The following is a 23,641-nucleotide window of genomic DNA, read 5'->3' on the forward strand; positions in this document are numbered from 1 at the left end:
GTGACCGAGCCCACCGCCGACCCCGCCGTCGAGCCCACCGTCGACGACGCGATCGCCCACGTGGAGGATCAGCTCTCCGTCGTCTTCGGCCGTGCCCGCACGGTGTGGAAGGAGGCGGCGCAGCAGATCCACCCCGAGCTGAACCCCGCCGGGTACAAGCTGCTGGCGACGGTCGTGCGGCTCGGTTCGACGAACGCGCACGTGCTCACCGAGCTCTTCGACATGGACAAGAGCGTCGTGAGCCGGCAGATCCGCATGCTCGAGGAGGTCGGCCTCGTCGCGAGCCGCCCCGACGAGCGCGACGGGCGGGTGCGCGTCATCGCGCCCACCCCCGAGGCGGTCGAGCGCATCACGGCGGTGCGGGCGCGCAACCAGTCGCGCCTGCACGCCGTGCTGCGCGAGCGCTCGGTCGAGGAGCTCGAGCTGTTCGCCGAGATGCTCGGCGGCCTCGCGGAGGCGTAGGCACCCTCCGCCCGAATCCTGAAGGAGCGTATCGAGACCCCTCGCGAGGTCTCGATACGCTCCGTCGTCGCTATTCGACCACCGGGCTCAGCCGGCGTGCAGCGACTGCTGCAGCGCGCCCATGCCGCCGACGAGCGGCAGGTGCACCGTCGACTTCGACGGGTCGACCGTGAGCGTCGTGCCGGGGGCCGGGCGCACGGTGAACTCGTGGTCGCTCGAGAGCACGACGAGCCCGATCTGCGATCCCGCCGAGAACACGTAGTCCTTCGGCTCGAGCTCGAACGCGAAGTCGTACGCGCGGCCCGGAGTGATCGGGTCGGTCACCGCGGCCGAGTTGCGGTTCTCGACGTCCATCCACCCGCGGGTGATGATCTTCGGCGCGCCGGTCGTCGGGTACTCGACGAGCAGCGCCGTGAGGTTCGCCTTCGGCCGGTCGACCGAGAGGCGCAGCGACACGGACGGCGTGCCCGAGAGGCGCATCGACTCGCCCAGCACCTCGGTGCGGTAGGCGAGGCGGTTCGGCGAGGACGCCGCCGCCGCGAGGTCGGCGGCGAGGAGGCTCGCGTCGTCCACGAGGTCCTCGCTCGCCTTCGACCCCGAACGCGACACCGCGATGGTGCCGACCCCGTCGGCCTCGGCCGCGCCGCCGAGCTTCAGCTTCACCTGCTCGGTCGCCGGGTCGGGCCACTCGGCGTACTCGGTCAGGGTGCGGTCCTCGCGCACGACGTACGCCTTCGGCAGCGCCTCGACGCCGTTCTCGACGTCGTAGAGGTACCGGGTGAACCAGCGGTTCAGCAGCGTGTCGTTCGGGTTGCCGCCGTGGCCGCCCTGGTGCAGGTAGATCTGGTGCGGCACGTCGTTCGCCTTGAGCTCCTCGTAGAGGTCGGCGGCGTTCTTCGTCATGACGTTCCAGTCGTTGAGCCCGTGGGCGACGAGGGTCGCGGCCGAGATCCGATCGGCGTTCGCGAGGTAGTCGCGCTCGGCCCAGAAGGCGCTCTCGTCACCGGTGACGCGATCCTGGTTCGCCCGCAGCTCGTCGATGACCGGCTGGCAGATCTCCTGGTCGAAGCGGGTGTAGACGTAGTCGGCGAGCACGTCGAGGTCTTCGCCCTGGTAGCCGCCGGGCGCTCGCACCGCGCCGTTCGCGCGGTAGTAGTCGTACCAGTTCGAGATCGCCGAGACCGGCACGATCGCGTCGAGCCCCTCGACGCCGGTCGAGGCGACGCCGATCGGCAGCGTGCCGTTGTACGAGGTGCCGATCATGCCGACGCTGCCCGTCGTCCAGTCGGCGGCGACCTCGGTCGTGCGTTCGGGGCTCGTGTAGGCCGTCGCACGGCCGTTCAGCCAGTCGACGACGGCCTTGCCCGCGAGCGACTCGTTGGTGCCGCCCGAGGTCGGGCAGCCCTCGGACCAGCCGCTGCCGAAGCCCTCGGCGTGCACGACGGCGAAGCCGCGCGGCACCCAGGTGTTCTCGAGCGAGCGCGAGATGGTCGGGCTCGTGCGGTTGCGCGGCACGTAGGCGGGCCACGGCTCCTTCTCGCTCGGCGGCTCGCCGATCTCGTGGTCGACCGACCAGTTCGTGACCTGCGAACCGCCGGCGTAGTAGGGGCTGAGCTCCATCAGCACCGGGACCTTGAGGTCGGCGCTCTCGGTCTCGGGGACCCGGCTCACGTCGATGTGCACGAGGTCGGGCAGGCCGTCGCGGTCGGAGTCGACCTCGCTCTCGACCCACGCCTCCTCGTTCACCCACTCGGCCGAGTTCTTGGTGAAGACGGCCTGCGAGAGGCCGTCGACGAAGGTCGGCTCGGCCGGCTCGGGGCTGGCGTAGGCCGGCGACGCGATCGCGACGCCCGCGCAGGCGAGCGCGGCCGTCATGGCGACGGCGACGCGATGACCGCGTCGCCGCCCTGCGGTGGTAGGTACCGCTCGGATCATGCGGATGCTCCTTCGGTCGTGCCGGGGCGCAGGCCTCCCCCCGCGCCCGGCGCGGTGCCACCGCCCCGTGGCTGCTCCACACGCTACGGGCGCGCGAGCGCGACACGCCAGAGCGCGGGCGCGCCCGTGCCTCCCCTACTCGGCGACCGCGACGGGCCGGCCGCTCGGCGCGGGGGCGAGCGGCAGCTCCACCGTGAACACGGTGCGCCCGGGTTCGCTCGCGACCTCGACCGTGCCGTGCTGCGCCTCGACCACGGCCCGCACGATGGCGAGGCCGAGGCCCGTCGATCCCGCGCGGCGCGAGCGCGAGGCATCCCCGCGTGCGAACCGCTCGAAGAGCGTGGCGCGCACCGACTCGTCGATGCCGGGGCCGTCGTCGACCACCTCGAGCCGGGCGCGGTCGCCGATCACCCGGAGCCGGGCCACGACCTCGGTGCCTGCGGGCGTGTGCACCCGCGCGTTCGCGAGGAGGTTGGCCAGCACCTGCCGCAGGCGCGCGTCGTCGCCCGAGACCTCGACGTCGTCGTCGGGCGCGTCGACCGACCAGTCGTGGTCGGGGCCGGCGGCCTGCGCGTCGCCGACCGCGTCGACCACGATCGCCCGCAGGTCGACCCGGCCGTGCACGAGCTCGCGACCCTCGTCGAGCCGGGCGAGCAGCAGCAGGTCCTCGACGAGCCCGGTCATCCGCAGCGACTCCGACTCGATCCGCGACAGCGCGTGCACGACGTCGTCGGGCAGCTCGCCGCCGTGCAGGCGCGTGAGCTCGGCGTAGCCGCGGATCGACGCGAGCGGGGTGCGCAGCTCGTGCGAGGCGTCGGCGACGAAGCGGCGCACCTTCTGCTCGCTCTGCTCGCGGGCGGTGAGGGCGGAGGCCACGTGGCCGAGCATCCGGTTGAACGCGGAGCCGAGCCGGCCGACCTCGGTGCCGTCGTCGTCGACGTCGACCCGCTCGGCGAGCGCGACGTCGCCGCGGTCGAGCGGCAGCTCGGAGACGCGCTGCGCGGTCGCGGTGACGCGCTCGAGCGGGCTGAGCGCCCTCGCGACGATGACCGAGCCGAGCCCGAGCGCGACGACGAGCCCCGCGAGCGCGACGATCGTGATGGTCAGGGCGAGCTGCGAGCTGTCGGCGTTCACCTCGGCGAGCGGCAGTGCGAGCACGATCCGCACGCCCTCCCAGTCGGTCTGCTCGAGTGCGAGCGCGCGGTAGTCGCCGAGCTCGCCCACCCGGATCGAGTGCGGTTCGCCGTCGGTCGGCACGGCCGCGAGCACCTCGGCGAGGTCGGCGGGGAGGTCGAGCACCCGGCCGCTCTCGGTGATGTACCCGGCCCTCGTCTCGCCGTCGGCGGGCACGAGCGCGGCGAGGGTGCCGGCCTCCTGGCCGGGGATGTTGAGCACGAGCGACGGCGCCGCGGAGGGGTCGCCGGGGAAGCCGGGCGGCTGGCCCGAGATCGCGAGGTTCGCGCGGGAGATCGTCGAGTCGAGGTTCGCGTCGAGCCGGGCGACCGAGGAGCTGTGGAACACGGCGACGCTCACGAGGCCGACGACCGCGCTCACGGCGACGAGCAGCGCGGCGACGATGAGGAGGAGCCGGCGACGCAGGGTCCACGGGTGGCGGTGCGGGGCGTCCTCGTCGTCGGGGGCGCCGAGCGCGTCGACCGCACCCGTCGAACCGGTCGCGACCGCCGCGCTCGCCTCGCGCGAGGCGGCGGCGTGCCCCGGGTCGCCGGGCCGGGTCATCCGGCGGCCTTCAGCATGTACCCGGCACCGCGGACCGTGTGGATCATCGGCTCGCGGCCGGCGTCGACCTTCTTGCGCAGGTACGAGATGTAGAGCTCGACGACCGACTCCTTGCCGCCGAAGTCGTACGACCAGACGCGATCGAGGATCTGCGCCTTCGAGAGCACCCGGCGGGGGTTGCGCATGAGGTAGCGGAGCAGCTCGAACTCGGTCGCGGTGAGCTCGATGGGCTCGCCCGCACGCGCGACCTCGTACGAGTCCTCGTCGAGGGTGAGGTCGCCGACGGCGAGCACCGGGTCCTTCGCCTGGGCGAGGGTGAGCGTCGAACGGCGGATGAGTCCGCGCAGGCGCGCCACGACCTCCTCGAGGCTGAACGGCTTCGTGACGTAGTCGTCGCCGCCCGCGGTGAGGCCGGCGATGCGGTCGTCGAGCGAGTCCTTCGCGGTGAGGAACAGCACGGGGGTCTCGGTGCCGTCGGCGCGCACCCGCTGCAGCACCTCGAGCCCGTCGAAGTCGGGGAGCATGATGTCGAGCACGATCGCGTCGGGCCGGAACTCGCGGGCGATGCGCACCGCGCTGTGGCCGTCGGCGGCGGTGCGCACGTCCCAGCCCTCGTACTTCAGCGCCATCTTGAGCAGCTCGGTGAGCGAGTGCTCGTCGTCGACCACGAGCACGCGCACCATCGACCCGTCGCCCTTGGCGATGGCGGGGGCGCGGTGGGGGGCTGCGGGAGTCGTGGTCATGATTCCAGTATCCGCAGCCGGCTATGCGTTTCCTATGACTCCGATGGGCGGATGCCTCGTGCCGACGGAGCACGGGCGGACATAGCCGGGTCATAGTCACGCCATCGGGCGGGCACAGCGCCCGTGCCTAGGGTCTCGATCGGCGCCCCGGCCGGGGCGCCCTCACCCGATCCTCCGACCCTTCCCGCCCTCCGACCCCTGAGGATGCCCATGTTCTTCACCTATCTCCGGCGCGAGCTCGCCGGTCGCCGCAGGCAGACGGCGATCATCGCCATCGGCATGGCACTCGCGATCGCACTCGTCATCATCGTCAACTCCATCGCCTCGGGGGTGAAGGCCGCGCAGGCCTCCGTGCTCGAGTCGGTCTACGGGGTCGGCACGGATATCACCGTGACCCAGTCGCCCACCCCGCCCGGCGAGGGCGAGGGCGGCGGCCCCCGGTTCGAGTTCGACGCCGGCGCCGGCACCACGAGCGACGGCACCACGGAGCTCAGCCAGTCGCGGCTCAGCGCGGGCTTCGGCTCGACCACGTTCGACGAGGGTGCGCTCGAGACCGTGCAGGGCATCGACCACGTCGCCATGGCCGCCGCCACCCTGTCGCTCACCAACACGACCTTCAACGGCGAGATGCCCGACTTCAGCCAGATGCAGGGCGCCGACGGCGGCCCCGCGACCGACGGGGAGGGCGGGCAGGCCGCGCCGCCGCAGGGCGGCCCCGACGGCGCCGGCGGCAGCGCCTTCGACGTCGACTCGTTCACCGTGCTCGGCCTCGACCCCGCGGCCGACGCGATCGGCCCGCTCTCGGCGGTCTCCCTCTCCGAGGGCCGAGCGCTCGATGCGGACGACGCCGGCGAGTACCTCGCCGTGCTCGACGCCGACTACGCGACGAGCGCCGAGCTCTCGGTCGGCGACACGATCGACCTCGGCGGCACCGGGTTCGAGGTCGTCGGCACCGTGACCGCCAACGCCGCGGACTCGGCGAGCGCGTCCGACGTGTACATCCCGCTCGACGTGGCCCAGGCCCTCTCCGGCGAGGACGGCATGATCTCGAACGTCTACGTGCAGGCCGCGTCGTCGACCGACATCCCGCAGGTGCAGGCCGACCTCGAGGCGGCGCTGCCCGACGCGACCGTGTCGACCCAGGAGGACCTCGCGTCGAGCGTCTCGGGCTCGCTCTCGACGGCGTCGAGCCTCGTGTCGAACCTGGGGCTCTGGCTCTCGCTCGCCGTGCTCGTGGCGGCATTCCTCATCGCCATCCTCTTCACCGTCTCGGGCGTCACCCGGCGCACCCGCGAGTTCGGCACGCTCAAGGCGATCGGCTGGTCGAACCGCCGCGTCGTCGGCCAGGTGGCGGGCGAGTCGCTCGTGCAGGGCCTCATCGGCGGAGCCGGCGGCATCCTCATCGGGCTGCTCGGCATCGCCGTCGTCAACCTGGTCGCCCCGACCCTCTCGGGCAGCGCATCGGGCGGCGGATTCGAGATGGGCGCCGGCCCCGGCGGCCAGACCGGGCCGGGCGGCGCGATTGGCGGCGAGGCCGCCGGCGGGCGGGCGTTCGGCCCCATGGGCCAGACCGCCGCCGCGACGACCGAGATCGCCCTCAACGCCCCGGTCACGGTGTCGGTCATCGCGATCGCCGTCGGCATCGCCGTCCTCGGCGGCCTCCTTGCGGGAGCGATCGGCGGCTGGCGGGCCGCGCGTCTCCGCCCCGCCGAGGCGCTCAGGAGCGTCGGCTGACGAGCGGGCCGCACCGCGACCTCCCATCATCGAAACGACCATCACGGAGCAGACCATGTACACCCTCACCAAGCTCACGAAGACCTACCGGCAGGGCAACCGCACGGTGCACGCCCTGAAGGACGTCGACCTCGCGATCGGCGCCGGCGAGCACGTCGCGATCCAGGGGCCGACCGGCGGCGGCAAGTCGACGCTGCTGCAGATGCTCGGCGGGCTCGACCGACCGACCTCGGGCGCGATCAGCATCGGCGACGACGAGATCTCGAAGATGCCCGACGCGAAGCTCGCGAGGATCCGCGCGAAGGAGATCGGGTTCGTCTTCCAGAACTTCAACCTGATCCCGACGCTCACCGCCCAGGAGAACGTCGAGACGGCGCTCGAACCGCTCGGCGTCGGTGGCCCGCGACGGGCCGAGCGGGCCGCGGCGGCCCTCGCCTCGGTCGGACTCGCCGACCGCGCGGGCCACCTGCCGAGCGAGCTCTCGGGCGGTCAGCAGCAGCGGGTCGCGATCGCCCGCGCACTCGTGAAGGAGCCCGAGGTGCTCCTCGCCGACGAGCCGACCGGTGCCCTCGACGAGGACACCCGCGACGAGATCCTCGAGATCCTCGAGGGGATCCGCCGCGACCGCGGGCTGACGCTCATCGTCGTCACGCACGACTCTGCGGTCGCCCGTCGCGCGGAGCGTCGCCTCCACATCAAGGCGGGCACGGTCACCGAGCGCTGAGCACGACGGGGGATGCCCCGGCCGCGGGTGCGGCCGGGGCATCCGCCTGCGACCGCCGGGTCCTGAGCGAACGCCCACCGAAGCGACGTACGGTGGATCGAGTGGATGACCTGAACACGACCGGCGGGGTCGCCGAGGCGACCCGCGACGGCCGGGCGGAGCCGACGGCGCCGCACGCGCCGGCGCGCCCCGACCGGCGGGTGTACCTGCGCCGGCGCCTGCTCGTCGGCGGCGCAGTCGTGGCGGTGCTCGCGCTCCTCGCCTGGGCGGTCGCCGCCATCGTGGGCGCGGTCGTCGCGGCCAACGCCCCGCGCGGACCGGGCACGCAGGGCGGCGACGGCAGCCATCCGAACGCCGCGGCACTCGAGCTCGACCCCGAGCTGCCCGCCCCCGTGCTGCGCCAGCTCGAGTACGTGCGCGAGCACTGGGACGCCGACGAGAGCGAGCGCTACGGCGTGCTCGGCGACGACGACTGCGTGAACTTCGCCTCGCAGTCGCTCATCGAGCGCGGCTGGCTGCCCGACGACGAGTGGTGGTACTCGGAGGACGGCGACCCGTACGCGGCGAGCCCGGCCTGGCGTTCGTCGACGATCTTCAGCGAGTACCTCGCCGCGCACCCCGAGCGGGCGACGGCGCTCGCCGACGCGCAGCGCGCGCAGGTGAAGCCGGGCGACATCGTGCAGTTCGACTGGGACGCCTCGGGCGACCGCGACCACACCGCGATCGTCACCGCGGTCATCGAGGACGAGGACGGGAACGTCGACGTCTTCTACGGCGGCCACACGGATGCCACGTGGGACCGCTCGGTCGACGACCATCCGCGGCACCCCGAGACGCAGGTGCACTACTGGAGCGTCGCCGGCTGAGCGGTCCGGGGCCGATGCGCGCCCGATCGATCCGTGGGCGGCCGGCGCTCGGTCAGATGAGGTCGTGCCGCAGGGCCCACGCGGCCGCTGCCGCCCGCGAGGGCACCCCGAGCTTGCTGCGGATGTTCGCGAGGTGCCGGTGCACCGTGTGCGGACTCAGCAGGAGATGCGCGGCGATCTCGGCGTCGGTGTCGCCGCGGGCGACGAATCGGAGGACCTCCCGCTCGCGCGCGGTGAGGCCGATCGCGCCGGCGGGCCCCGACCTCGATCCGGCGTTCGGCGCATCGACCGGCGCGCCGAGGAAGGCGAGGGTCTCGCGTGCGACGGCGTCGGCGTCGCCCCGCCACGGGAAGTGATCGTCGCCCTCGAGCCCGACGAATCGTGCGTCGCGGATGCGGGCGGCCACGTCCTTGCCGAGCGCGAACGGGATCGCCCGGTCGGCGCGGCGGTGCAGCACGAGCGTCGGCGCGCGAACCTCGGCGAGGTGCCGCGTCGCGTCGACCTCGTACACCGCCTGCAGTGACGCGTGCGCGACCTCCCGCGAGGCAGAGCTGCGCTGGAACTCGACGAACTCGGCACGCTCCTCGGCCGTCGCGTCCGGCAGGAACAGGTCGGCCAGCACCCGCGAACCGAGACCCCAGTGCTGCTCGATGACGCCGAGCATCGCCGCCCGGGCGGCCGGCGGCGCGAGATCCGCCCCACGGGCGTACGTGCCGTAGAGCACGAGACGGTCGACGCGCCCGGGATGCCGCGCAGCGAAGAGCGAGACCACCCCGCCGCCCGACGAGCCGCCGAAGAGCGCGATCGGCCCGGACGAGTCCGCGGCCTCGTCGACGACCGCCTCGAGCACAGCGAGCTCCTCGTCGAGGGTGCCGGGAGGAGCGGCGTCCCGATCGGACCTCCCCGTGCCTGGCCGGTCGTAGCGGATGACCGTGCGGTGGCGTGCGAACTGCTCGACGAAGCGCCGGAACCGGGCGTTGCGCCAGTCGAGCTCGAGGTCGCTCGACCACCAGCCGCCGATCACGAGGAGCGGCCCGGCGCCGACGGCCGACCACGCGATCGAGCGGCCGTCGAGCTCGGCGTGGTGGATCACCTGATCTTCAGGTCGCACGGCGCAAGTCTACGAACGCGAGGGACGCTCGGCACCACCTCGTGAGCGCCGGCCGCTCGTCGGCGGCGAGCGCGCGCACCCGTTCGACCTCGGCGAGATGCTCGCGGAGCAGGGCGCGCGCGCCCGAGAACTCCCTGCTGTCCTCGTCGCCGACGAGCACGGGCACGTACTCGCCGGGCAGCAGCAGCTCGTCCCGGTCGCCGTCGGGGGCGCGGACGACGCGGAGGACGCCGGCGCCGGCCTGCTCCTCGAGCCAGACGCGGCCGCGCTGCTCGGGCACGCCCGCCAGCTCGGCGAACGTCGCCGCATCGACGGGGCCGGCGTCGAAGAGCACGCGGTAGTAGCCGCGCTCGCGGCCGACGGCGATCGAGTCGGCGAGGCTGCGGGCGGATTCGGATGGGGTGTTCATCGGTGACTCCTCGGATTCGTGCGTCGCCGGATCGCGACGCTCCGATTCCACCGCCGACGACGCACCGCCCGCATCGCGTCTTCGGGCCAGCTCGGCGTGGCCCGTTCGGGCCACGCGCTCCGCTCAGAGCCGCTCGAAGTCGTACTCCTGGAACTCGGCGACCTCGGGCACCCACCGGCCCGCGACGAAGCCCACGTGGGCGGGGTGCGCGTTGTAGGCGTCGTACGTCGCCTGGTCGGCGAACACCATGCCGAAGCGATGCGTGAACGCGCTCTTCGGGCTGACCTGGCGGCTGATCGCGAAGTCCGCGACCCCGGGGATGCCGGTGAGCGTCTCGCGGGCGGTGTCGAAGAACTCCTGCTCGGCGGCCGAGCCCGGCTCGTGGACGAGCCGGAAGACGACGGTGTGCTCGATGGGCATGCGACGGGCTCCTACTGGTTCGAGAAGGCCGCGTCGAACGAGGCCGTCGGTCGGGGGAACAGCTTCGAGCGGATGAAGCCGACGGCCTCCGCGGCGCCGTGCAGGCGATCCATGCCGGCGTCCTCCCACTCGACCGAGATCGGGCCGGTGTAGCCGATCGCGTCGAGCGCGCGGAACGCGTCCTCCCAGGGCACGTCGCCGTGCCCCGTCGAGACGAAGTCCCACCCGCGGCGCGGGTCGCCCCACGGCAGGTGCGAGCCGAGGATGCCGGGGCGGCCGGTGGCCGGGCGCATCCGGGTGTCCTTGCAGTCGACGTGGTAGATCCGGTCCTTGAAGTCCCAGATGAAGCCGACGGGGTCGATCCCCTGCCACATCATGTGCGACGGGTCCCAGTTGAAGCCGAACGCCGCGCGGCGGTCGATCGCCTCGAGGCTGCGCACGCTCGTCCAGTAGTCGTAGGCGATCTCCGACGGGTGCACCTCGTGCGCGAAGCGCACGCCCTCGGCGTCGAACACGTCGAGGATGGGGTTCCAGCGGTTCGCGAAGTCCTCGTAGCCGGCGTCGATGACCGAGGCCGGCACGGGCGGGAACATGGCGACGTAGGGCCAGATCGACGACCCCGTGAACCCGACGACGGTGTCGACGCCGAGCTTCCGCGCGACCCGCGCGGCGCGCTTCATGTCGTCGGCGGCGCGCTGCCTGACCCCCTCGGCGTCGCCGTCGCCCCACGTGTACGGGCGCAGGATCGCCTCGTGCCGGAAGTCGATCGGGTCGTCGCAGACGGCCTGCCCGGTGAGGTGGTTCGAGATCGCGAACACCTCGAGGCCGTGCCGCTTCAGGATCTCCTGCCGCTCGGCGAGGTAGCCGGGCTCCTCCTCGGCGAGCTTCAGGTCGAGGTGGTCGCCCGAGCAGGCGATCTCGAGGCCGTCGTAGCCCCACTCGGCGGCGAGGCGCGCGACCTCGGCGAAGGGCAGGTCGGCCCACTGACCGGTGAAGAGCGTGACGGGGTGCGTGGAGGCGGTCATGCCGGGTTCCTTTCGTCCTGCAGCGCGGTCAGGTATCGGATGCTCCGTGCCGCGAGTTCGTCCTGCGTGGGAGCGAGCGGGCGCCAGACCGACGCGGCGACCGCGATCGTCGCGTTCTCGCCCGTGAAGCTCTCGAGCCCGAGCGCGCCCGAGTACCCGACGTCGTCGAGGGCGTCGAGGAACGCGGGCCAGTCGAGGTGGTCGTCGCCGACGGCGCCGCGGTCGTTGCCGCAGACCTGCACGTAGGCGAGGTGCTCCCCCGCGGCGCGGATCGCGTCGCCGATCGACTTCTCCTCGATGTTGAGGTGGTAGCTGTCGAGCGCGAGCCCGAGGCCGGGGCCGAGCAGCGGCCCGAGCGCCTCGAGGGCCTGCTCGACGGTGTTCACGAGACTCGTCTCGTAGCGGTTCAGGGGCTCGATCGCGAGCCGGATGCCACGGCCCTCCGCCTGCCGGACGACGGGCGCCAGGCTCGCGCGGAGCTCGCGGTAGCGGGCGTCGCGCTCCTCGGCGTCCATGCGCCAGGCACGACCCGTGGCCGCCGTGAAGGGGCCGGCGACGACCGGCGAGCCGAGCCGCTCGGCCACGCCGAGGCAGTGCACGAGGTAGTTCTGCGTGGCGACGATCTCGGAGCCGGGGGCCGCGACGAGGTTGCGGCCGGGGCCCATGGCGCCGATCACGATCGGGTCGAGGCGGTGCTCCGCCAGCAGCTCGGCCGCGGCATCCGGCGACCAGTCGCCCGGGCTCTCGACCGGCAGCTCGATCGCGCCGAAGCCGAGCTCGGCCGCCTTGGCGGCGAGCGCGGGAAGGTTCTCGTCGGTGAGGGGAGAAGCCCACACCCAGGTGTTGACGCCGATCGTGCGGCGCATGCTGCCTCCTTGCAGAATTCGGTCACCGTCGAGTACGGCCGGTGGTCGAGTAGCGAAGCGTATCGAGACCCCTCGCGAGGTCTCGATACGCCCCTTCGTCGCTACTCGACCACCGTACTCAGCGGTTTACGGGATGACCCGGTCCTCCCAGACCTGCGGGTAGCCGGGCAGGTCCTCGCCGCCGAACTTGGCGTAGTGGCCGTCGGGCATGTTCTCGTTCAGCGCGAGGTACTCGTCGACCTCCTCCGCGGTGATCGGCGACTGCGGGAGCACCCACTCCTGCGGCACCTCTTCGCCGGCGAAGATCATCTGCGCGGCGAGGAGCGGCGTACGCCACTGGAAGTTCGAGTACACCGGCGCGAGGCCGGTGAGCCCGGTCTCCTTCCACTTGCGGAGGAAGCTCATCTCGTCCTCACCCGTCATGACGGGGTAGTCGACGCCGGCGTCCTCGAACGCCTCGATGGCGGCGACGGCGCCGTCGCCGGCGTCCATCCAGACGCCCTTGACGTCGCCCTTGGCGAGCTCGTCGGAGATGATCTTCTTGATCTCCGCCGGGTCGGCCCCGGTGAAGTAGTCGACCGCGTCGATGCCGGCCTCGTCGAACAGCTTCTCGGCCGCGGCCCAGCGCTGCTCGAGCACGTCGACTCCCGGCAGGATGCGCAGCGCAACGACCTTGTCGCCCTCTTCGAGCTCGTCGATGAGGAACTCGGCCGTGTCGATGCCCCACGCGAATCCGCCGATGGGGTGGATGAACGTGACGGGGCAGTCGGTCTGCACGCCGCGGTCGAACACGATGACCGGCTTGCCGGTGTCGCAGGCGCGCTCGACGGCCGGCGTCATCGCCGCCGTGGAGTTCGGCGAGATGATGAAGACGTCGCAGTTGCCCTCGTTGATGAAGTAGTCGATGTCGGCGATCTGCGTGTCATCGGAGTCCTGCGCGTCGCGGGTCTCCATCTCGCTGATGACCCCGGCCTCCTGGAGCACCTCGAGCTGCTGGTTCATGGTGATCCAGCCGGTCTGGCGCCACGGGTTCGAGATCGAGGCGTTGGCGAAGCACGCCTTCTTGGCGCCCTCCGCGGCGAACTCCGAGGTGTCGACCATCTCGGCGTTGATGTGCTGCAGCCAGGGCTGCCCTTCGGGGCCCTCGGGCACGACGTCGCGCTCGGCGTCCTGCTTGTCGAAGAGCTCCTGGTCGAACCACTCGACCGACTCCTCCGTGGCGGCGGCGTCTTCCGTCGGCGCGGCCACGTTGGGGTCGGTGGTGCAGCCGGCCATCGTCAGCAGCGCGAGGGCGCCGACCATTGCGGATGCCACCGTATACCTGCGTCGCATCACGAACCTCCCTTGGTTTCGTTGTCAGCCCTCGACGTCGAGGGAATGGGTGCAGGGCGAGCGGATGCCTCGGCATCGCGCTCCTCCGCCGGTGCCGGCGAAGTCTGGGTCGCCGCGTCGGGCGAGGTCTGGGTCGCCGCGTCGGGCGAGGTCGGGCTCGTGGCATCCGTCGGTGCCTCGATGCCGCGCCCTCGGCGGCGCGCGCGGAAGGTCGTCGCCGAGTAGGCGACGGCGAGGATGATGATCGCCCCCTGCACCGCGTCGCGGTACGTCGAGGGCACGCCGGCGAAGTTCAGCAGCGTGAAGAGCGCTTCGAGGGCGAAGGCGCCCGCCGCAGCGGCCACCACCCAGCCGCGCCCGCCGCCGAGCACGACGCCGCCGAGCACGACCGCGGTGATCGCGATGAACTCGTAGCCGCGGCCGACCGAGGGGTGCACGCCCGCGTAGCCGACGAGCAGCACGCCGGCCACCGTCGCCGAGAGCGAGGAGATCATGAAGGTCGAGGTCTTCACCCACCAGTTGCGGGTGCCCGAGAATCGCGCGGTCGTCGGGTTGTCGCCGAGGGCGATGATCGTGCGCCCGAACGGCCGCTTCGAGAACCAGATCGCGGCGGCGAGCGCCACGGCGAGCACGAGGACCGACCACGGCAGGATGTCGATCACCGGGATGCCGCGGATGCCGCCGCGCCCGATCTCGCGGAACCCGTCGGCGGGGTTGCCGGTCGCGGCGCCGCCCGTCCAGTAGAGGGTGCCGCCGAGCAAGGCGAGCATCATGCCGAGGGTGACGATGAAGCTCGGCACCTTGAGCATCGTGACGATGAGGCCGTTGACGAGGCCGACCAGCGCGCCGAACACGAGCATGAGCGCGAGCACGGGGAGCGACTTCGACTCGTCCTGGCCGATCAGGTTGCCGGCGATGACGACCTGCGCCGTCACCACCGAGCCCATCGAGAGGTCGAACTCGCCGCCGACGATGACGAAGTACTGCCCGATCGCCACGATCGCCACGGGGGCGACGCGCTGGATGAAGCGGATGAACTGCGAGGGCTCGGCGAACGACGGGTTCAGCACCGCGATCGCGACGAGCAGCACGATGAGGAGGAGGAACACGGCGCCGCGCGGGCTCACGAGGGTGCGGCCGAGTTCGGCCAGGCGGTCCCCGACGCTCGGGCGTTCGGATGTCACGGCGCTCATGCCGCGCCTCCCTTCGGTGCCTCGGCGGTGACGGGCGCGTCGGCGCCCGCGGGCGGTTCGGCCCCCGCGCTGAATCTCGGCCGTCGGCGGTCGAGCGAACGGCTCGTGTACACGGCGACCGCCGCGACGATGACGACGCCGCGCACGACGTCCTTGAGGAACGGGTTCACCTGCATGACGCTCATCACGTTGTCGACGACCGCGAAGATCGCGACGCCGCCGATGGTGCCCCAGATCGAGCCGCGACCGCCCATGAGCAGGGTGCCGCCGAGCACGACCGCGGCGATCGAGAGCAGGTCGTAGCCGCCCTGGGTGCCGACGACCGGGCTGCCGACACCGAGGCGGCTCGCGAGGAGGAGCCCCGCGAGGGCCGCGGTGACCGAGCACAGCACGTGGGCGACGATGAGCGGGCGGGCGGTGCGGATGCCGGAGAGCCGGGCGACCTGCTCGTTGCCGCCGACCGCGAACATGTGGTTGCCGGTGCGGGTGCGGGCGAGGAAGAACGCGGCGCCGAGCGCGACGACCAGCATGAGCAGGGTCGACACGGGCACCGGGCCGACGCCGGTGGCGCCGATCAGCTGGAACTCCCACGGCACCTGCCCGCTCGTGCCCTTGTAGTTCGAGTCGAGGTAGCCCTTGATGATGAGGCCCGTGCCGAGCGTCGCGATGAAGCCGTTCACCTTGAGCTTCGTGACGATGAGGCCGTTCGCGAGGCCGATGAGGGCCGCGACCACGAGCACGACCAGCACCGCGAAGGGGATGTTCGCCGGGTTGCCGGCCATCAGGTCGGCCGCGATGAGGCTCGAGAGGCTCACGACGTACGGCACCGACAGGTCGAGCGAGGCGCAGAGGATCACGAGCGTCTGCCCGATCGCGACGAAGCCGAGCACGCTCATGCCGGTGAGGATGTCGCGGATGTTGCCGGCGCTGAAGAAGTTGCGGCCGACCGTCGCGACGAGGATCGCGCCGACGGCGATCACCGCGACGAGGGCGATGCCCACGATGAGGCTCGAGTCGAGCCGGCGGCGGGGACCGGTGCGGCGCGCGGGCGCGGTGGGGGTCGTGGTGCTCATCGCAGCTCCTCTCCCCCGATGCGCAGTGTCCCGGTGGCGGCGCCGAGGATGGTGGCCTCGTCGCTGCGCGCGGGCAGTTCGGCCGAGGCGCGGCCGTCGTGCATGACGATGATGCGGTCGGACATGCCGATCACCTCGGGGAGCTCGGACGAGATCATGAGGATGGCGACCCCTTCTTTCGCGAGTCGGCGCATGAGCGTGTAGACGGCGACCTTCGCACCGACGTCGATGCCTCGGGTGGGCTCGTCGAGGAGCACGACGCGGGGCTTCGTGGCGAGCCACTTCGCGAGCACGACCTTCTGCTGGTTGCCGCCCGAGAGGTACTGCACCTCCTGGTCGAGCCCGCGCGAGGCGAGTTCGAGCGAGGAGAGCACGCCGGGAAGCTCGCGCCGGGTGTCGCGGGTGCGCCGCGAGAAGACCGAGCGGATGACGAGCAGCGCGTTGTCGGTGATCGACTGGTTGAGCGCGAGGCCCTGCGCCTTGCGGTCCTCGGTGATGAGGGCGATGCCCCGCTTCACGGCCTGGCGGGCCGAGCCGAGCCGCAGGGGCTCGCCGTCGAGGCGCATCTCGCCGCGCGTGAAGGGCACCACGCCGAAGACCGCCTCGACGAGCTCGGTGCGGCCCGAGCCCTGGAGCCCGGCGATGCCGACGATCTCGCCCGCGCGGAGCTCGAGGTCGACCCCGTCGACGTAGGCGTTGCCCGCGCCGCGGAGCTCGAGCCGGGGCTCGCCGAGCACGGTGCCGGGTTCGGCCTCGGGGAAGTACGCCGAGATCGGCCGGCCGACCATGCGCCGCACGAGCTCGTCGGTGTCGAGCTCCGACGCCGGGCCGCTCGAGACGAGCGCCCCGTCCTTCAGCACCGTGATCGTGTCGCAGAGGTCGAAGATCTCCTTCAGGCGGTGCGAGACGTAGAGGATCGCGACGCCGCGGGCCTGCAGCCGTCGCACGATCGTGTAGAGCAGCTCGACCTCGTGGTCGGCGAGGGCGGCGGTCGGCTCGTCCATCTGGATGACCCGGGCGTCGACCGAGAGCGCCTTCACGATCTCGACGATCTGCTGCTCGGCGACGGTGAGGGTGCGCACCGGGGCGTCCGCCTCGATCGAGTCGATGCCGAGCTCGGCGAGCAGCGCCCGCGTCTCGGCGAGCATCGCCTTCTTGTCGACGAGGCCGCGGCGCTTGGGCTCGCGACCGAGGAAGACGTTCTGCGCGACCGTGCGCTCGGGCAGGAGGTTGAACTCCTGGAACACGGTGGCGAGGCCCGCGCGTGACGCCTGCACCGGGTGGGTGAACTCGACCTCGGTGCCGCCGAGGGCGACCGTGCCCGCGTCGCGCTGGTACACGCCCGCGAGGATCTTCATGAAGGTCGACTTGCCCGCGCCGTTCTCGCCGACGAGGCCGTGCACCTCGCCGGCGCGGAGGGTGAGGCCCACCCCGCGCAGCACGGTGACGCCGAAGAAGGACTTCTCGAGGCCCTCGGCCACGAGGACGGCTTCGCCGCTCATGCGGGCACCTCCACCCAGTCGCGTCGTTCGGCCGAGGCGAGGACCGCCTCGGTGATCTGCGCCGCGCGCAGCCCGTCGGCGAAGCCGGGCAGCCCGTCGGGCGCCGCGCCGTCGATCGCGGCGTAGGCGTCGGCGACGAACGCGTTGAACGCGTCCTGGTAGCCCATCGGGTGCCCGGCGGGGACGATGGCGAGGCGGGCGGCATCGGCGCTCAGGCGGCTCGCGTCGCGTTCGATGACGCTGGATGCCTCGGTGCGGCCGAGCCACAGGGTGTCGGGCCGCTCCTGCTCGAAGCGGACGCTCGCGTCGGTGCCGGCCAATTCGATCGTGAGCGCGTTCTTCCGGCCGGGTGCGACCTGCGAGACGAGCAGGGTGCCGAGCGCGCCGGAGTCGAGCTCGACGACCAGGGCGACGAGGTCTTCGGTCTCGATGCCCGAGTGGGTGGCGCGGTCGGCGTAGACGGTGCGGCTCGCGGCGTTGAGCCGCACGATGCGCTCGCCCGCGACGAACTCGACGAGGTCGACGAGGTGCGAGCCGATGTCGGCGAAGGCCCGCGAGGGGCCGCCCACGGCCCGGTCGACCCGCCAGTCGTCGTCGTGCGGGGCGGCCAGCCAGTCCTGCAGGTAGGCGCCGTGCACGCTGAGCAGGCGCCCGGTCTCGCCCGCGGCGACCCGTGCGCGCGCCTCGCGCGCCATCGGGTGGAACCGGTAGACGAAGGGCACTGCGGCGACGAGCCCGCGCTCGTCGGCGAGGGCGACGAGTTCGGCGGCATCGGCCGCGGTGGTGGCGAGCGGCTTCTCGCAGATCACGTGCTTGCCGGCTTCGAGGGCCGCCCGCGCGAAGCCCGCGTGGGTCGCGTTGGGGGTGCAGATGTGCACGACCTCGACGGCCGGGTCGGCGAGCAGCGCTTCGAAGGAGTCGAAGGAGGCCCGGAGCCCGAGCCGCTCGGCGGCCGCAGCGGCCCGTTCGGGAGAGGAGGATGCGGCGCCCATGAGCTCTGCCCTGGCGGCGCGTGCCGCCCTGGAGTGCACGGCGGCCATGAAGCCGCCACCGACGAAGCCGGCACGGCGAGTGCGGGTCGGGGCGGTGACGTCCGTTGTCATGAGGACATGTTGACACAGACCCGGCATCTTTTGCTAGCCCTTCGACAAAAGTTGTTCGCCGGGCGACATCATGTCGATTCCCCGATCAGAGAAGTCGGTGTGCTTTACTCAATTGCATGACCGACATCAGCCGCGGATCGGCGCTCGGGACCTCAGGGGCCAGCGAGCTGTTCCAGCTGCTGCGCGACGGCGCCCCCCGCACGCGCGCTTCACTCGCCCAGTCGACCGGCCTCGCCCGGTCGACCATCGCCGCCCGCGTCGACGAGCTCATGCAGCTCGGCCTCGTCTCCCCCGTCGCCGACGCGGCCTCGACCGGCGGCCGGCCCCCGTCGCAGTTCGCGCTGAACCCGGCGGCCCGCATCGTGCTCGCCGCCGACCTCGGCGCCTCGCACGCCACCCTCGCCGTCACCGACCTCGCCGGCACCGTGCTCGCCGAGCACTCCGAGCGCATGGACATCGCCCAGGGCCCCGAACCCGTGCTCGGCTGGATGGTCGAGCAGGGGCTCGCCCTCATCGAGGGCCTCGGCCGCACCCGGCACGAGCTCGTCGCGATCGGCATCGGCGTGCCCGGCCCCGTCGAGCACTCGACCGGCCGGCCGGTGAACCCGCCCATCATGCCCGGGTGGGACCGCTTCGACGTGCCCGGCTGGGTGCAGCAGCACCTCGAGGTGCCCGTGCTCGTCGACAACGACGTCAACATCATGGCGCTCGGCGAGCAGGCGATCGCCTGGCCGCAGACCGAGCACCTTATGTTCGTGAAGGTCGCGACCGGCATCGGCTCCGGCATCATCTCGGGCGGGCTGCTGCAGCGCGGCGCCCAGGGCATCGCCGGCGACATCGGGCACATCCGGGTCGCGCGCGGCAGCGAGGTGCCCTGCCACTGCGGCAATCGCGGATGCCTCGAGGCGCTCGCCTCCGGCCCCGCCATCGCGCGGACGCTCCGCGAACAGGGTCTCGACGCGGCATCCGGCAGCGATGTCGTCGAGCTCGTGAAGCGCGGCGACATCGACGCGATCCAGGCGGTGCGGCAGGCCGGCCGCGACATCGGCGAGGTGCTGACCGCCTGCGTGAGCTTCGTGAACCCCTCGGTCATCGCGATCGGCGGCTCGATGGCCCGGGCGGGCGAGCACCTCATCGCGGGCGTCCGCGAGGTCGTCTACACGCGCTCGATGCCGCTCGCGACCGAGCACCTCGCGATCGTGCAGTCGGCCGCGGCCGAGAACGCGGCCGTGCTCGGCGCCGCGATGCTCGCCATCCACCACGCGCTCTCGCCCGAGGGCATCGACGCGCTCGCCGCGCGCTGAGCCGGGGCATCCCCGCGACCCCGACGCTCGCGCCGGCCGCGCCATCGCGCTCATCGCCGTCGTCGGCGCTCCGCCCGTGCAGAATTCAGGAGCTCCGGTGCGGCGCCCGGCGCGTCAGCGCCCGACACGCCGGCACGCGTCCGTCGGCTCCTGCGTTCCGCACGGGGGCGACGGGCGACCGATCCAGCCGGGCATGCCGAGGGGCGAGCGAGCGGGGATGCCGCGCGCCCGCCCCGATCGCGCGTCAGAAGCGCAGGTCGCGCAGGTAGTCGTAGCCGACGTCGGCGGTCTGGAGCGGGGTGACGTCGGGGGTGTCGTTCTCGACGATGTACTCCTCGACGGCGTGCGCCCGGAAGATGCGGGCGAAGTCGATCGTGCCGGTGCCGAGGTCGGCCATGTCGCCGCCGACGTGCCGGTCCTTCACGTGGAACTGGCGCACCCGCTGCGGCGCCGCGTGGATCACGTCGATCGCGAACTGCTCGGGATCGGCGGCGCCGGTCTGGACACCGCCGGTGACCGCCCAGTAGAGGTCGACCTCGAGGTGCACGAGCGCGGGATCGAGTCGCTCGGTGAGCACCTGCCACGGCGTGCGTCCGCCGCCGAGGTCGGTCGTGAACTCGTGGGCGTGGTTGTGGTAGCCGTAGGCGATGCCGTACGAGGCCGCGGCCTGCGCCTCGGCGTTCATCGTGTCGGCGAGCTGCTGCCAGTCGGCGAGCGCGCCGGAGGCGAAGTACGGCACGTTGAGGTAGCGCTGCCCGAGCGTCGCCGCGTTCTCGAGCTTCTGCTCCAGTGCGGCGGCATCGGCCGAGGGGCCGTCGTGCGAGGAGGTCGCGCGGATGCCGATCTCGTCGTAGAACGCGCGCAGTTCGGCGGCGGTGCGGCCGAAGTAGCCGAGCGCCTGCTCGACGCGCGGGTACCCCAGCCCGGCGATCGCACGGAGCGTGGTGTCGTAGTCGCCGGGACCCCAGGGCGCTCCGAGCGCCTCGCGCACCGTCCACAGCTGGAGGCTGATCTTGCCGGGCGGCACCCGCTTCCAGGGCTTCTTCGCGACGTCCGCGACCGCGGGCGCCGCCCCCGCCGAGAACGTGGCCGCCGCGGCGGTCGCGCCCAGTGCGCCGAGCAGGAGCCCGCGCCGGGTCACCCCGCGCTCCCCGAGCGATGCGCGCAGCGCGCCCTTGCCGTCATGTCCGTAGCACATGGTGTTTCCTTCCGTCTCAACGCCGAGAGTTCGTGCTCGAACACTGTCGCCTACTTTTGATGGTTAAGCAATCAAAAGTTGTCAGGAACTGAAACGGAAGATGACCGCCGCCGCTCCGAATGGTGGGACGTCGCTTCCCGCCCGGGCGCGCTCGACCGCCCCTCCCCGCCGCACACAGGCGGGGTCGGACGGGCGGGCGGGATGGCACCGGCTGGCGCTCAGCGCCCGAGCCACCAGGCGAGCGCGACGGCGAGCGCGAGCACGTTCAGCACGACCCCGGCCCAGAAGACGCGGCGGAAGCTGCGCTTGCGCGTCTTGTGCCTGAGCAGCTGCTGCGCGACCAGCGCACCGGGCCAGCCGCCCGCGAGGTCGACGAGGTGCAGGGTGCGCTCGGGCACCCGGCCCGCGGATCGCTTCGCCGCCGCCTTGTCGACGCCGTACGAGGCGAACGCGACGATCGACCAGGCCGTGTACCAGGCGGCGACCCACCAGGGCACGACCGCCAGCAGGACGGCGCCGGCGAGCAACGCGGCGAAGCCGAGCAGCACGCCCCAGCTGAGCGCAGCGGGCAGCGGCCGCGAGAGGTCGCGATCGCCTCGGACGGTGCGGCCGGACGCCCCTCGCGGGGCGATCCTCGAATCAGCTGGCATGCCGTCGATCGTACGGCGCGCGGGGGCGGCGGCGAGTACGCTCGAAGGGTGCCTGAACCATTCGCCCTCTTCGATCTCGAGGGTGACACGTGGGCGCCGCCGGCCGAACCCCGTCCGAGGCATCCGCACGAGACCCGCGTCGTCGCCGACTCGGGCGATCGCGTCGCGTGGCTGCGCGCGCGGGCGCAGGGCATCACCGCGACCGACGCGGCCAAGCTCGCCACCCGCGAGTCGGTGCGCACCGCCGCCCATGAGAAGCTCCACGGCGCCCGCCGCAGCTTCGGCGGCAGCCGGTACACCGACCACGGGCGGGCCCGCGAACCCGTGATCGCCGAGTGGGTCAGGCAGACCCACGGGCTCGCGCCGTCGACGCTGCTCTTCCACTCCGAGTTCGAGCGGCGCCATCTCGCGACGCCCGACGGGCTTGGCGTCGCCGCGAACGGCTCGCTCGAGCTGTGCGAGATCAAGACCACCTCGAAGCCGTGGCGCGGCATCCCCCGCGGCTACCTGCGGCAGGTGTGGTGGCAGCAGTACGTGCTCGGCGCCGAGCGCACCCTCGTCGTGTGGGAGGAGCACGCCGACTTCGTGCCCGTCGGCGACGAGCCGGAGTCGCGCTGGGTCGACCGCGACGACGACCAGATCGAGATCCTCGTCGGACTCGCGAACGAGTTGCTGCAGGCCATCCGGCCGAACCCCGGCGCCGTCGACCCGCGGGCGGTCTACCGCCCGGGGGCGCTCGCGTGACGACGCTCCTGCTGCACGGCCTCGGCGCCGATCGCAGGCAGCCGCTCGAACTCCTCGCGCCCGTCGTCCGTTCGGTCGCGGGCGACGACGAGCTCGTCATCGCGCCCGACGTGCGCGCCCACGGCGGCTACCTCACGGTCGGCGAGCCCGCCGACTTCGCGCTCGACCGCCTCGCGGCAGAGGTCGCGACGACGGTCCGCGAGCAGGTCGAGGAGACCACGGGACGCCCCGTCGACGAGGGCGCGCCGCTCACCGTGCTCGGCATCTCGATGGGCGCGGCGATCGCGCTGCGGCTCGCGCTCGACGAACTGCTGCCGATCGATCGCGCCGTGTTCGTGCGACCGGCGTTCGACGATCGCTCGCTGCCCGACAACCTGCGGGTCTTCCCCGTCATCGGGCAGTTGCTCGTCGACGCCGGCGCCGCGGGCGCCGCCGAGTTCCGCGAACGCGAGATCTTCCAGCGCATCGCGGCGGAGTCGCCGGCCGGTGCGAAGGGGCTGCTCACGCAGTTCACCTCCCCCGATGCCGCGCGACGGGCGATGCGACTCATCGAGATCCCGCGCAATCGCGCCTTCACGGGCGACGACGAGCTCGCCCGGCTCCCCCGCCGCGGCGTGCGCTCGCTGGTCGTCGCAGCGCCCCGCGACCCGGTGCACCCGGTGCCCATCGCCGAGCGCTGGGCCCTCGGCCTCGAGGCGCCCCTCGTGACCCTCACCGCCCGCGACGACGGGCAGGCGCAGCAGAACGCGGTGCTCGGCCGGCACCTCGCCCGCTGGCTCGAGGCGAGCGAGGCCCGCCGGGGCTGATCGCGCTCAGCCGGCGGCCGACGTCACCGTGCGATCGCCCTCGGGCGTCGCCTCGGGCTCGGCCGGTCGGGACGGCCGGGCCGCACGACTGATGCCGACGACGCCCGCGCCGACCAGCAGGATGAACGCGGCGATCGCGATGACGTAGACGGCGACGCCGTCGTAGCCCACGCCGGGACTCACCTCGGGGTTCAGGAACGGGTACGGGTACCAGCCGACGATCGCCCCGCGGATCATCGTGTAGACCACCCAGGCCACGGGGAACGCCGCGATCCACCAGAAGCGGTTCCAGGGCACCCGGCCGCGCCCGGGCGCGAGCACCCAGTCGAGCACCAGGTAGAGCGGCGCCCACACGTGCAGGATCTCGTTCGACCACGGCAGCGTGGCGGCCTGGTCGAGCGAGATGTCGCGCAACAGCAGGTTGTAGACGACGAGGGTCGTCGCCATGTAGGTGGTCGCGCACGCGCGCACGAGGTCGAAGAGCGGCGGATCGCTCGCCCGCCGGAACGCGTACGCGGCACCGACGAGCAGCACCACCGCGGCGACGCCGTTCGAGAGGATCGTGAAGAAGCTGAAGAAGTTCACGACGAACACGGCGGGGTCGGGCACGAGCGAGAGGCTCTTCGCGAACTGCCCCACGACGGCCGCGATGATCGCGGCGGCGGCCACGACCCGCAGCACTCCGAACGCTCGACGCACGATGC

Annotated in this window: 23 protein-coding genes; 7 read left to right on the plus strand and 16 right to left on the minus strand. The window is 72.6% G+C overall.

What is annotated here, in order from left to right; translation table 11 throughout:
* Entirely contained in the window at nucleotides 1-462 is a 462-nt protein-coding gene (locus ACFVSL_RS03290; RefSeq protein WP_386938462.1) for a MarR family winged helix-turn-helix transcriptional regulator, read from the plus strand.
* Nucleotides 463-549: 87 nt separating this feature from the next.
* Here ACFVSL_RS03290 and ACFVSL_RS03295 read toward each other — a convergent pair whose 3' ends face one another.
* The 3 genes from ACFVSL_RS03295 to ACFVSL_RS03305 all read right to left on the minus strand — a co-directional run bounded on the left by ACFVSL_RS03295 (nucleotide 550) and on the right by ACFVSL_RS03305 (nucleotide 4,877).
* Nucleotides 550-2,397 (minus strand): Xaa-Pro dipeptidyl-peptidase, encoded by a 1,848-nt coding sequence (locus ACFVSL_RS03295; RefSeq protein WP_386938464.1) that lies wholly within the window; start codon nucleotides 2,395-2,397, stop codon nucleotides 550-552.
* Nucleotides 2,398-2,532: 135 nt separating this feature from the next.
* Nucleotides 2,533-4,134 (minus strand): sensor histidine kinase, encoded by a 1,602-nt coding sequence (locus ACFVSL_RS03300; protein ID WP_386938466.1) that lies wholly within the window; start codon nucleotides 4,132-4,134, stop codon nucleotides 2,533-2,535.
* Nucleotides 4,131-4,877, minus strand: coding sequence for a response regulator transcription factor (locus tag ACFVSL_RS03305; RefSeq protein WP_386938468.1), 747 nt, complete (start codon nucleotides 4,875-4,877; stop codon nucleotides 4,131-4,133). The genes ACFVSL_RS03300 and ACFVSL_RS03305 overlap by 4 nt, the downstream gene beginning before the upstream one ends.
* 210 nt (nucleotides 4,878-5,087) lie before the next feature.
* Here ACFVSL_RS03305 and ACFVSL_RS03310 point away from each other — a divergent pair, with 210 nt between their 5' ends.
* From ACFVSL_RS03310 to ACFVSL_RS03320, 3 genes are all read left to right on the plus strand, one after another.
* Nucleotides 5,088-6,611 carry an ABC transporter permease gene (locus tag ACFVSL_RS03310; RefSeq protein ID WP_386938470.1) on the plus strand — a complete coding sequence of 508 codons (1,524 nt, stop codon included), beginning with the start codon at nucleotides 5,088-5,090 and terminating at the stop codon, nucleotides 6,609-6,611.
* A gap of 55 nt (nucleotides 6,612-6,666) precedes the next feature.
* Entirely contained in the window at nucleotides 6,667-7,335 is a 669-nt protein-coding gene (locus ACFVSL_RS03315) for an ABC transporter ATP-binding protein (protein ID WP_386938472.1), read from the plus strand.
* A 101-nt stretch (nucleotides 7,336-7,436) separates the two neighbouring features.
* Nucleotides 7,437-8,201 carry an amidase domain-containing protein gene (locus ACFVSL_RS03320; protein ID WP_386938473.1) on the plus strand — a complete coding sequence of 255 codons (765 nt, stop codon included), beginning with the start codon at nucleotides 7,437-7,439 and terminating at the stop codon, nucleotides 8,199-8,201.
* 52 nt (nucleotides 8,202-8,253) lie between these two features.
* On the opposite strand, the gene ACFVSL_RS03325 is transcribed toward ACFVSL_RS03320, so the two are convergent.
* The 10 genes from ACFVSL_RS03325 to ACFVSL_RS03370 all read right to left on the minus strand — a co-directional run bounded on the left by ACFVSL_RS03325 (nucleotide 8,254) and on the right by ACFVSL_RS03370 (nucleotide 18,235).
* Nucleotides 8,254-9,312 carry an alpha/beta fold hydrolase gene (locus ACFVSL_RS03325; RefSeq protein ID WP_386938475.1) on the minus strand — a complete coding sequence of 353 codons (1,059 nt, stop codon included), beginning with the start codon at nucleotides 9,310-9,312 and terminating at the stop codon, nucleotides 8,254-8,256.
* Nucleotides 9,302-9,721, minus strand: coding sequence for a hypothetical protein (locus ACFVSL_RS03330; protein WP_386938477.1), 420 nt, complete (start codon nucleotides 9,719-9,721; stop codon nucleotides 9,302-9,304). The genes ACFVSL_RS03325 and ACFVSL_RS03330 overlap by 11 nt, the downstream gene beginning before the upstream one ends.
* 123 nt (nucleotides 9,722-9,844) lie before the next feature.
* Entirely contained in the window at nucleotides 9,845-10,141 is a 297-nt protein-coding gene (locus ACFVSL_RS03335; RefSeq protein WP_386938478.1) for a Dabb family protein, read from the minus strand.
* A gap of 11 nt (nucleotides 10,142-10,152) precedes the next feature.
* Entirely contained in the window at nucleotides 10,153-11,166 is a 1,014-nt protein-coding gene (locus ACFVSL_RS03340; RefSeq protein ID WP_386938480.1) for a sugar phosphate isomerase/epimerase family protein, read from the minus strand.
* Nucleotides 11,163-12,032: a sugar phosphate isomerase/epimerase family protein gene (locus ACFVSL_RS03345; protein WP_386938482.1), complete on the minus strand. Its 870-nt coding sequence runs from the start codon at nucleotides 12,030-12,032 to the stop codon at nucleotides 11,163-11,165. Before ACFVSL_RS03345 ends, ACFVSL_RS03340 begins: the two co-directional genes overlap by 4 nt.
* 126 nt (nucleotides 12,033-12,158) lie before the next feature.
* The gene (locus tag ACFVSL_RS03350) at nucleotides 12,159-13,364 is read right to left on the minus strand and encodes a substrate-binding domain-containing protein (protein ID WP_386938484.1); all 1,206 of its coding nucleotides are present in this window, start codon (nucleotides 13,362-13,364) and stop codon (nucleotides 12,159-12,161) included.
* The gene (locus ACFVSL_RS03355) at nucleotides 13,364-14,557 is read right to left on the minus strand and encodes an ABC transporter permease (protein WP_386938485.1); all 1,194 of its coding nucleotides are present in this window, start codon (nucleotides 14,555-14,557) and stop codon (nucleotides 13,364-13,366) included. The genes ACFVSL_RS03350 and ACFVSL_RS03355 overlap by 1 nt, the downstream gene beginning before the upstream one ends.
* On the minus strand, nucleotides 14,554-15,630 hold the full coding sequence (locus ACFVSL_RS03360; RefSeq protein ID WP_386938487.1) for an ABC transporter permease: 1,077 nt from the start codon (nucleotides 15,628-15,630) through the stop codon (nucleotides 14,554-14,556). Before ACFVSL_RS03360 ends, ACFVSL_RS03355 begins: the two co-directional genes overlap by 4 nt.
* Nucleotides 15,627-17,132, minus strand: coding sequence for a sugar ABC transporter ATP-binding protein (locus ACFVSL_RS03365; RefSeq protein ID WP_386938489.1), 1,506 nt, complete (start codon nucleotides 17,130-17,132; stop codon nucleotides 15,627-15,629). Before ACFVSL_RS03365 ends, ACFVSL_RS03360 begins: the two co-directional genes overlap by 4 nt.
* On the minus strand, nucleotides 17,129-18,235 hold the full coding sequence (locus ACFVSL_RS03370; RefSeq protein WP_386938491.1) for a Gfo/Idh/MocA family protein: 1,107 nt from the start codon (nucleotides 18,233-18,235) through the stop codon (nucleotides 17,129-17,131). The genes ACFVSL_RS03365 and ACFVSL_RS03370 overlap by 4 nt, the downstream gene beginning before the upstream one ends.
* A gap of 116 nt (nucleotides 18,236-18,351) precedes the next feature.
* Here ACFVSL_RS03370 and ACFVSL_RS03375 point away from each other — a divergent pair, with 116 nt between their 5' ends.
* The gene (locus ACFVSL_RS03375) at nucleotides 18,352-19,539 is read left to right on the plus strand and encodes an ROK family protein (protein ID WP_386938493.1); all 1,188 of its coding nucleotides are present in this window, start codon (nucleotides 18,352-18,354) and stop codon (nucleotides 19,537-19,539) included.
* 244 nt (nucleotides 19,540-19,783) lie between these two features.
* Here ACFVSL_RS03375 and ACFVSL_RS03380 read toward each other — a convergent pair whose 3' ends face one another.
* Both ACFVSL_RS03380 and ACFVSL_RS03385 read right to left on the minus strand, forming a co-directional pair.
* Nucleotides 19,784-20,737: a sugar phosphate isomerase/epimerase family protein gene (locus ACFVSL_RS03380; RefSeq protein WP_386938495.1), complete on the minus strand. Its 954-nt coding sequence runs from the start codon at nucleotides 20,735-20,737 to the stop codon at nucleotides 19,784-19,786.
* Nucleotides 20,738-20,955: 218 nt separating this feature from the next.
* Nucleotides 20,956-21,387, minus strand: coding sequence for a DUF1294 domain-containing protein (locus ACFVSL_RS03385; RefSeq protein ID WP_386938496.1), 432 nt, complete (start codon nucleotides 21,385-21,387; stop codon nucleotides 20,956-20,958).
* A gap of 48 nt (nucleotides 21,388-21,435) precedes the next feature.
* Between ACFVSL_RS03385 and ACFVSL_RS03390 the strand changes: the two genes are divergently transcribed.
* Entirely contained in the window at nucleotides 21,436-22,131 is a 696-nt protein-coding gene (locus ACFVSL_RS03390) for a YqaJ viral recombinase family protein (protein ID WP_386938498.1), read from the plus strand.
* Nucleotides 22,128-22,937 (plus strand): alpha/beta fold hydrolase, encoded by an 810-nt coding sequence (locus ACFVSL_RS03395; RefSeq protein ID WP_386938500.1) that lies wholly within the window; start codon nucleotides 22,128-22,130, stop codon nucleotides 22,935-22,937. Before ACFVSL_RS03390 ends, ACFVSL_RS03395 begins: the two co-directional genes overlap by 4 nt.
* 6 nt (nucleotides 22,938-22,943) lie before the next feature.
* Here ACFVSL_RS03395 and ACFVSL_RS03400 read toward each other — a convergent pair whose 3' ends face one another.
* Nucleotides 22,944-23,636: a Pr6Pr family membrane protein gene (locus tag ACFVSL_RS03400; RefSeq protein WP_386938502.1), complete on the minus strand. Its 693-nt coding sequence runs from the start codon at nucleotides 23,634-23,636 to the stop codon at nucleotides 22,944-22,946.
* Nucleotides 23,637-23,641 lie beyond the last annotated feature (5 nt).

The sequence above is a fragment of the Agromyces sp. NPDC058064 genome (assembly GCF_042885275.1).
GTDB lineage: Bacteria > Actinomycetota > Actinomycetes > Actinomycetales > Microbacteriaceae > Agromyces.

Excerpts from the sequence above, each read along its gene's own strand:
- ACFVSL_RS03305 (WP_386938468.1), bottom strand. The coding sequence starts at position 4,877 with ATGACCACGACTCCCGCAGCCCCCCACCGCGCCCCCGCCATCGCCAAG.
- ACFVSL_RS03340 (WP_386938480.1), bottom strand. The coding sequence starts at position 11,166 with ATGACCGCCTCCACGCACCCCGTCACGCTCTTCACCGGTCAGTGGGCC.
- ACFVSL_RS03380 (WP_386938495.1), bottom strand. The coding sequence starts at position 20,737 with ATGTGCTACGGACATGACGGCAAGGGCGCGCTGCGCGCATCGCTCGGG.
- ACFVSL_RS03295 (WP_386938464.1), bottom strand. The coding sequence starts at position 2,397 with ATGATCCGAGCGGTACCTACCACCGCAGGGCGGCGACGCGGTCATCGC.
- ACFVSL_RS03355 (WP_386938485.1), bottom strand. The coding sequence starts at position 14,557 with ATGAGCGCCGTGACATCCGAACGCCCGAGCGTCGGGGACCGCCTGGCC.
- ACFVSL_RS03315 (WP_386938472.1), top strand. The coding sequence starts at position 6,667 with ATGTACACCCTCACCAAGCTCACGAAGACCTACCGGCAGGGCAACCGC.
- ACFVSL_RS03335 (WP_386938478.1), bottom strand. The coding sequence starts at position 10,141 with ATGCCCATCGAGCACACCGTCGTCTTCCGGCTCGTCCACGAGCCGGGC.
- ACFVSL_RS03365 (WP_386938489.1), bottom strand. The coding sequence starts at position 17,132 with ATGAGCGGCGAAGCCGTCCTCGTGGCCGAGGGCCTCGAGAAGTCCTTC.
- ACFVSL_RS03345 (WP_386938482.1), bottom strand. The coding sequence starts at position 12,032 with ATGCGCCGCACGATCGGCGTCAACACCTGGGTGTGGGCTTCTCCCCTC.
- ACFVSL_RS03385 (WP_386938496.1), bottom strand. The coding sequence starts at position 21,387 with ATGCCAGCTGATTCGAGGATCGCCCCGCGAGGGGCGTCCGGCCGCACC.
- ACFVSL_RS03375 (WP_386938493.1), top strand. The coding sequence starts at position 18,352 with ATGACCGACATCAGCCGCGGATCGGCGCTCGGGACCTCAGGGGCCAGC.
- ACFVSL_RS03350 (WP_386938484.1), bottom strand. The coding sequence starts at position 13,364 with ATGCGACGCAGGTATACGGTGGCATCCGCAATGGTCGGCGCCCTCGCG.
- ACFVSL_RS03310 (WP_386938470.1), top strand. The coding sequence starts at position 5,088 with ATGTTCTTCACCTATCTCCGGCGCGAGCTCGCCGGTCGCCGCAGGCAG.
- ACFVSL_RS03330 (WP_386938477.1), bottom strand. The coding sequence starts at position 9,721 with ATGAACACCCCATCCGAATCCGCCCGCAGCCTCGCCGACTCGATCGCC.
- ACFVSL_RS03300 (WP_386938466.1), bottom strand. The coding sequence starts at position 4,134 with ATGACCCGGCCCGGCGACCCGGGGCACGCCGCCGCCTCGCGCGAGGCG.
- ACFVSL_RS03370 (WP_386938491.1), bottom strand. The coding sequence starts at position 18,235 with ATGACAACGGACGTCACCGCCCCGACCCGCACTCGCCGTGCCGGCTTC.
- ACFVSL_RS03360 (WP_386938487.1), bottom strand. The coding sequence starts at position 15,630 with ATGAGCACCACGACCCCCACCGCGCCCGCGCGCCGCACCGGTCCCCGC.